The organism is Duganella lactea, assembly GCF_009857505.1.
GTDB classification, from domain to species: Bacteria; Pseudomonadota; Gammaproteobacteria; order Burkholderiales; family Burkholderiaceae_D; genus Rugamonas; species Rugamonas lactea.
This window is the reverse complement of sequence record NZ_WWCP01000074.1, coordinates 1-6,734: the sequence shown is the minus strand read 5'-3', so window position 1 is coordinate 6,734 and position 6,734 is coordinate 1. Positions and strand designations below refer to the sequence as shown.

Below are 6,734 nucleotides of genomic sequence, written 5' to 3'. Positions count from 1 at the left end.
AGCGGTGATCAGTGCTGTCGTTCACAAACTGACGCATCTGATTTACGGTGTCATCCGTACTGGCAAGCCTTTCGACCCCAAATACTTATCGAAAAAGCTTGCCATTCAAGACGGTATCTGACACCGGGTTTACCGCAGTTCGGTTTCGAGTTGGCGGATGGCGGCCTGGGCTTGCGTGATGACGCGGTCGGCGATGCGCTGGCGCATGCCGGGCACGCGGCCAGCCGCCTCGGCTTCCAGCACGATCGGCGTCAGTATCTGCTGCGCCGAGTCGCGGAAGCCTTCGGCGACCTGGTCCAGCTGGGCGTTGAACGATTGTTCGGCCGCCAGCAGTTGCTTGCGCAGTTCGGCTTCAAAGGCGGCCCGCTTGTCGCGGATTTCCATCCGCTTGCGCTTACCGCCGTCGGCGAACCATTTGAACGCGCCCGCCAGCAGCACCGCGCCGCCGACAAACGGCGCCACCGGCGCCACCACCGGCAATACCACCGCCGCGCCGATCAGGTAGGCCGCGGTGCCGGTGCTGGCGGCCACGGCGGCGCCGCTGACCAGCGTGACGCTGGCCGCCGTGTCCAGCGTGTTGACGATGCGCGTCCCGACGCGCAACCGCGGCATCAGCCTGGCCAGCGCCGCGTGATGCTGCCGCTGGAACACGGTCGCCTGCCCCAGCCGCATGCCGGACTGGAACAGCCGCAAATCTTCCTGCAGCAGTTGCAGCGCCTGTTCCTTGCGCCGCACGATGCGGTCCAGCCGCCGCTCCATCTCCTGCCCGTACTGGTTGCGGCCGATACTGGCCCAGACGTCGTCGTCCTTCCATTGGTCGGTCTGCAGACGGTCGCTCATCGCCAGTTCGATGGCGTTGCCGGCGTCGTGCACGGCGTCGTCGATTTCCTCGGCCATCAGCCGGCGCTCGTAGGCGATGCGCTGGTCGGCCAGCACCAGCCGCTGCGTGACCTGACTTTTCAGGTCGTTGGCGGCGCTCACCAGCGACGCCGCCGCTTCCCCCAGCGATAGCTGGCGCGCCTGCTCCAGATAGTGGTTGATGTGCTGCGTGATGGCGGCAGTGGTGCTGCCGACCAGCTCGCGCAACGCATTCTGGTCGATCTCACCCGACTGGAAATTGCGCGCGTGGTCGACCAGCGCGGGCTGACCGGCGGTGCGGCCAAAGTCGGCCACGGCGTCGGCCAGCGAGCGGCCGCGCACCAGGCGGCGCGCCTGTTCGCCGAGATTGGCCAGGATGCCGCGCCCCTCGGCCTGCGGCAAGCGGTTCAGGTCGTCCGGCAACAGGCGCACCGACAGCGCCTTGGCGAAGCGCTGCGCCAGCACGCGGGCATCGGCGCCGTGCAGCGCCAGCAGCGGGACCACCATGTGCAGCGCCTGTTCGCGCGCGGCCTGGTCGATGCCGGCGCAACTACGGCCGAGCGCGTTCAACGACCAGTCGACCTCGACGCCAGATTCGATGGCGTTCAGCACCAGCGCAGTGAAGACGGCGGAGGACCGGCCGTCGCCGGCGAGATCGGTGACGGCGGCGAATTGGGCCAGCGTCAAACCGCCTTCCCTGCCGGCGATCGCGCCCACCGCCCGCGCATAGGCGGAGCTGAAACTCTGGTCGGATGACAAATGCTCGTCCAGCGAGCGGACGACGAGCTGCGATGACGGACTATGCACGCCTGCTCCAGTTGGTTGTAATGTCATTATGGCATTGTAACTGAAGCCGGCTCAGCGAGGCAGATAGCGGATCAGGGCCACCATGGCGCCGATCGTCACGCCGGTCTGCGCGACAAACAGCGTGACCATCCACTGCACCATATCGAATTTAAGTTCCTGTAGCTGCTGCTTGACGAAGGACTCCACCCACGCCTTGGTGGCCAGGGTTTCCTTGAGATTGTCCAGCCCCTCCCCCAGCGCATCGGCGTGCGCCACCGCCTGCTGGGGCGGTACGCCGTCCTCTTCCAGGTGCTTGCGGTATTTGGCGGATTCGATCGAGTTCATGGACTAAGTATGCGCCGCACGCTACCAAATGCAAGCGCACACCTTGAGACAGATCAGCCCTGCACCACCTCGGTCGACAAGGTCAGCGTTTCCTTGATCTCCTCCATCACGACATAACTTTTCGACTGCGCCGCGCCGGGCAGACTGAGCAGCATCTCGCCCAGCAGCTTGCGGTATTCGGCCATCTCGTGAATGCGCGCCTTGATCAGGTAGTCGAAATCCCCCGACACCAGATGACACTCCTGCACCTCCGGTATCCGCAACACCTCGCGCCGGAACTGCTCGAACGCCGGCCCCGACTTCTGGTTCAGCGTGATCTCGACAAACACCAGCAGCTTGGCCCCCAGCGATGGCGGATCGATGCGCGCGTGGTAGCCGGTGATCACGCCGTCGCGCTCCATGCGCTTGACGCGCTCGATGGTCGGCGTGGTCGACAAGCCCACCTGCTCGCCCAAGTCCTTCATCGAGATGCGCCCGTCCTCTTGTAGAATCCGCAATATCTTTCTGTCCAGCTTGTCCAGCCCGCGGACCGATTCTTTCTGTATTCGCATGAAAATCCACTGTTTTAATCAAGATATACAGTAACAAACACTACGATAACGAGAATACCATAGCAGAATCCAACAAAGTTCAATAATCGGGGGCAATATGCGCGTAGTTATCCTGGGCAGCGGCGTCATCGGCGTCACCAGCGCCTATTATCTGGCCAAGGCCGGCCACGACGTAACCGTGCTCGACCGCCAGCCCGGTCCCGCCCTCGAAACCAGCTTCGCCAACGCCGGCCAGATCTCGCCCGGCTACGCCTCCCCCTGGGCCGCGCCCGGCATCCCGTTGAAGGCCATGAAATGGATGTTGCAACGCCACGCCCCGCTGTCGATCACGCCGGACGGCACGCTGTTCCAGCTGCAATGGATGTGGCAGATGCTGCAAAACTGCAATGCCGACCGCTACGCCCTCAACAAGGAGCGCATGGTGCGTCTGGCCGAGTACAGCCGCGACTGCTTTAAAACCCTGCGCGCCGCCACCGGCATCGCCTACGAAGGCCGCCAGCAAGGCACGACGCAGCTGTTCCGCACCCAGCAGCAGATGGACGCCGCCGCCAAGGATATCGCGGTACTGGAAGACACCGGCGTCCCCTACGAGCTGCTGGGCCGCGAGCAACTGGTCGGCGCCGAGCCGGGCCTGGCGCGCAACAAGCTGGTCGGCGGCCTGCGCCTGCCCAACGATGAAACCGGCGACTGCCAGCTGTTCACCACCCGCCTGACCGCGATGGCGGAAGAACTGGGCGTCAAGTTCCGCTACGGCATGGACATCACCGGCCTGGTCACCGAAGGCGACGCCATCAAAGGCGTCCAATGCGGCGACGAGCTGGTCACCGGCGAATCCTACGTGGTGGCGCTGGGCGCCTACTCGACCGCGCTGCTGCGCGACCTGGTGCAGATCCCGGTCTATCCGCTGAAGGGCTATTCGATCACCGTGCCAATCGCCAACGCCGACGCCGCGCCGGTCTCGACCATCCTGGACGAAACCTACAAGATCGCCGTCACCCGCTTCGACGCGCGCATCCGCGTCGGCGGCATGGCCGAGATCGCCGGTTTCGACACCCGCCTCAACCCGCGCCGCCGCGCGACGCTGGAAATGGTGGTCAACGACCTGTTCCCCGGCGCCGGCAACACCGCCGAGGCCAGCTTCTGGACCGGGCTGCGCCCGATGACGCCGGACGGCACGCCGATCGTCGGCCGCACCGGCCTGCGCAATCTGTACCTGAACACCGGCCACGGCACGCTGGGCTGGACCATGTCCTGCGGCTCGGCGCAGCTGCTGTCGGACCTGATTTCGTCGCGCCGCCCGGCGATCCGCGCCGACGACCTGTCGGTCAGCCGCTACCGTGACCAGCGCGGCGCCCGCGCGCCGCAACTGGTCAACGCATAAAACCGCTGATCCACGCGTGGCGCCATGACACCAACGTGACGCCACTGTCGCATTGCCGCCGCGATTGGGCCTAATCGCGGCCGTAACACCGGTCCGGCGTTGAGATTGGGGCCAAGCCTGCGTATAATTTTGTCCATGAACAAACTTGAAGCATTCGGCCATATTGCGGCCCTGGCCATACGGGGTGAGCTGACCTTCCCCACCAGCGTCAACGCGGCGCTGCGCGTACAACTGGCGTTGGATGATCCCGACTGCCCGATCGACACCGCGATCAGCCTGGTCCTGGCCGAACCGGTATTGGCCGCCAAGACAGTGGCCATTGCCAATTCCGCCATGTTCAACCGCGCCGGCGCGCCGGTGGTGACCAATGTGCGCGGCGCCATCATGCGCATCGGCTACCAGAACCTGTTCGCGCTGGCCGCCGCCATGGTGGTGCGCCAGTTCGGCAGCAAGATCACCAACCCGCAGTTGCGCGCCAAGGCCGAACAGCTGTGGGATCACACGCTGGCCGTGGCCACGCTGGGCCGCCTGATCGCCCGTCACGTCACCGGCGTCAACGAGGACACCGCGCTGTTCGCCGGCATCGTGCACGAGGTGGGCGGCTTCTATCTGCTGTCGCGCGCCGACGAATTCCCCGGCCTGCTGGAAGAGGACCCGGAGAACTGGCACTCGGCCAGCGAGGAAATCATCACCCGCGAAGTGATGCGCAAGCTGTGCATTCCGGAACCGGTGGCCGCCGCCATCGAGGGCCTGCGCGACAGTTTCATGTCGATCCCGCCCGATACGCTGCTCGACACGCTGCTGCTGGCCAACCACCTGACGCCGGTCCGATCGCCGTTGCAGGAACCGCAGCGCGAACTGCCGCCGCATTCCGACTCGGCCATCGACCTGTTCATCGACGAAAGCAAATTGGCCGAGATCCTGGCCGAGGCCCAAAGCGACGCGGCGGAGATGAGCGCCACGCTGCTGGTCTAGGCGCCCATGCAGACGACCGCGCCCACCTACGGCTCCGACCAGTCCGGCCTGGTGTGCGGCTACCTGTTCGGCCGCGCCGCCGGCGGCCAGGGCCTGCCGCTCGACAGCGACGCCGCCCGCCAGTGGCTGCAAGAGCGCGCCCGGCATCCGCAGGAATTCATCTGGCTGCACTTCAACCTGGCCAACACCGCCAGCGAAAAATGGCTGCACGAGCACACCGCGCTGCCCGAGGAGTTCTACGACAGCCTGCACGAGGGCCCGCGCTCGACCCGCCTTGAGCTGGCCGACAACACGCTGATCGCGGTAGTCAACGACGTGGTGCACGATTTCACTTACGAGCCGTCCGACATCGCCACGCTGTGGCTGACGGTGGACCGGCAGATCGCCATCAGCGCGCGGCGCAAGCCGCTGCGCGCGGTCGACAGCCTGCGCAACGCCGTGCGCGGCGGCGAGCCGATCCGCTCCTCGGTCGAGCTGCTGACCCACCTGCTGCGCGATCAGGCCGACGCCCTGATCCAGATCGTGCGCGACGCCATCACCACCGTCGACCGCATCGAAGACAATCTGCTGGCCGGCAAACTGACCACCAAGCGCGCCAGCCTGGGCGCGCTGCGGCGGGTGCTGGTGCGGCTGCAGCGGCTGCTGGCGCCGGAACCGGCAGCGCTGTTCCGCCTGCTGCAAAAGCCGCCCACCTGGATGGCCGACATCGACACGCAGGAGCTGCGCCAGTCGACCGAGGAATTCTCGCTGGTGCTGGCCGACATGGCCTCGCTGCAGGAGCGCATCAAGCTGATTCAGGAGGAAATCGCGGCACTGGCCGGCGAAGCCACCAACCGCAGCCTGTTCGTGCTGACCGTGGTGACGGTGCTGGCGCTGCCGATCAATATCATCGCCGGCCTGATGGGCATGAACGTGGGCGGCATCCCGCTATCGGATTCGCCGCACGGCTTCATGGTGGTGGTGGTGGTCGTGGCCAGCTTTACCGTGATCGCCGGCTGGCTGTCCTTCCGCCGCCAGCGCGACGCCGGCCAGGACTGAGCGCGCGCACGCGCCAGAGGCCAGCCAAGGCGGCGGCGACACCCATCGCCAACGCCACCAGATTATCGCGGCGGTAGGCGCCGCGCACCTGTTCCAGACTGGCGACCGGCTTGCCGCCGACCGCCACGCCGTACACCGTATAAAACGCCCCCGGCGCCAGGCCGATGGCGGTGGTGGTGGACTGGGCGCGCAGGAACTGCACGCTGACCGGATACATGTCGGCGTCACGTATCGTCTGGCGCTGGCGGCCGTCGCTATCGCCCTTGGCGTACAACACCAGCTGCTGCCGGTCCGACAGCCTGAAATACAGCGCCCCGCGCGTCTCCTGCTGCCACACCACGCGCCCGCGCGCCGTCTCCAGCTGCGCCGCCGCCGGCAAGCGGTACTCCAGCACGCCGAACAGGGCGATCAGGCCGATGCCCAGCCACAGAAAAAAATACGCCCCGCGCTCGTCAGCCAACCAGTCTGTCCTCATGGCGCCATCATACGTGATATTGTGAGCGGATTATTCACCACACCGGACAGAAAGTTATGCGTTTGATTATCGCCCTGCTATTACCGTGGCTGACCTTCTTCACCATCGGCCGCCCGTTCGCCGGCATCATCTGCCTGATCCTGCAAATCACGCTGATCGGCTGGCTGCCAGCGACGATCTGGGCCGTGTACGCCCTGAGTCAATACAAGACCGACCAAAAAATCGAACGCGCCCTCGGCCGCCAGCGCTAAATACGGTGTCAGGTCTGACATTCGCACACGGGCTCAACTGCTCCGCAGTTGAGCCCGTGTGCGAATGTCAGACC

8 protein-coding genes are annotated in these 6,734 nt (G+C 65.6%); 4 read left to right on the top strand and 4 right to left on the bottom strand.

What is annotated here, in order from left to right; translation table 11 throughout:
* Positions 1-129 precede the first annotated feature (129 nt).
* From GTP44_RS26570 to GTP44_RS26560, 3 genes are read right to left on the bottom strand one after another with little or no spacing between them, the layout of a single operon-like run.
* Positions 130-1,665 (bottom strand): hypothetical protein, encoded by a 1,536-nt coding sequence (locus GTP44_RS26570; protein WP_371867341.1) that lies wholly within the window; start codon positions 1,663-1,665, stop codon positions 130-132.
* Between the two features lie 51 nt (positions 1,666-1,716).
* Complete coding sequence (locus tag GTP44_RS26565) at positions 1,717-1,989, bottom strand: CCDC90 family protein (protein WP_161021771.1); 273 nt, start codon at positions 1,987-1,989, stop codon at positions 1,717-1,719.
* A gap of 53 nt (positions 1,990-2,042) precedes the next feature.
* On the bottom strand, positions 2,043-2,540 hold the full coding sequence (locus GTP44_RS26560) for an Lrp/AsnC ligand binding domain-containing protein (RefSeq protein WP_160992970.1): 498 nt from the start codon (positions 2,538-2,540) through the stop codon (positions 2,043-2,045).
* A 97-nt stretch (positions 2,541-2,637) separates the two neighbouring features.
* On the opposite strand from GTP44_RS26560, the gene GTP44_RS26555 reads away from it, so the two are divergent.
* The 3 genes from GTP44_RS26555 (at position 2,638) to GTP44_RS26545 (ending at position 5,934) form a co-directional block, all read left to right on the top strand.
* Positions 2,638-3,921, top strand: coding sequence for a D-amino acid dehydrogenase (locus GTP44_RS26555; protein WP_161021770.1), 1,284 nt, complete (start codon positions 2,638-2,640; stop codon positions 3,919-3,921).
* Between the two features lie 135 nt (positions 3,922-4,056).
* Positions 4,057-4,896 (top strand): HDOD domain-containing protein, encoded by an 840-nt coding sequence (locus tag GTP44_RS26550; RefSeq protein WP_161021769.1) that lies wholly within the window; start codon positions 4,057-4,059, stop codon positions 4,894-4,896.
* Between the two features lie 6 nt (positions 4,897-4,902).
* Positions 4,903-5,934 (top strand): transporter, encoded by a 1,032-nt coding sequence (locus tag GTP44_RS26545; protein ID WP_161021768.1) that lies wholly within the window; start codon positions 4,903-4,905, stop codon positions 5,932-5,934.
* Here GTP44_RS26545 and GTP44_RS26540 read toward each other — a convergent pair.
* The gene (locus tag GTP44_RS26540; protein ID WP_161021767.1) at positions 5,876-6,409 is read right to left on the bottom strand and encodes a hypothetical protein; all 534 of its coding nucleotides are present in this window, start codon (positions 6,407-6,409) and stop codon (positions 5,876-5,878) included. The two genes, GTP44_RS26545 and GTP44_RS26540, sit on opposite strands and share 59 nt — an antisense overlap.
* Positions 6,410-6,465: 56 nt before the next feature.
* Here GTP44_RS26540 and GTP44_RS26535 point away from each other — a divergent pair, with 56 nt between their 5' ends.
* The gene (locus tag GTP44_RS26535; protein WP_160992965.1) at positions 6,466-6,660 is read left to right on the top strand and encodes a YqaE/Pmp3 family membrane protein; all 195 of its coding nucleotides are present in this window, start codon (positions 6,466-6,468) and stop codon (positions 6,658-6,660) included.
* The last annotated feature ends 74 nt before the right edge of the window (positions 6,661-6,734 follow it).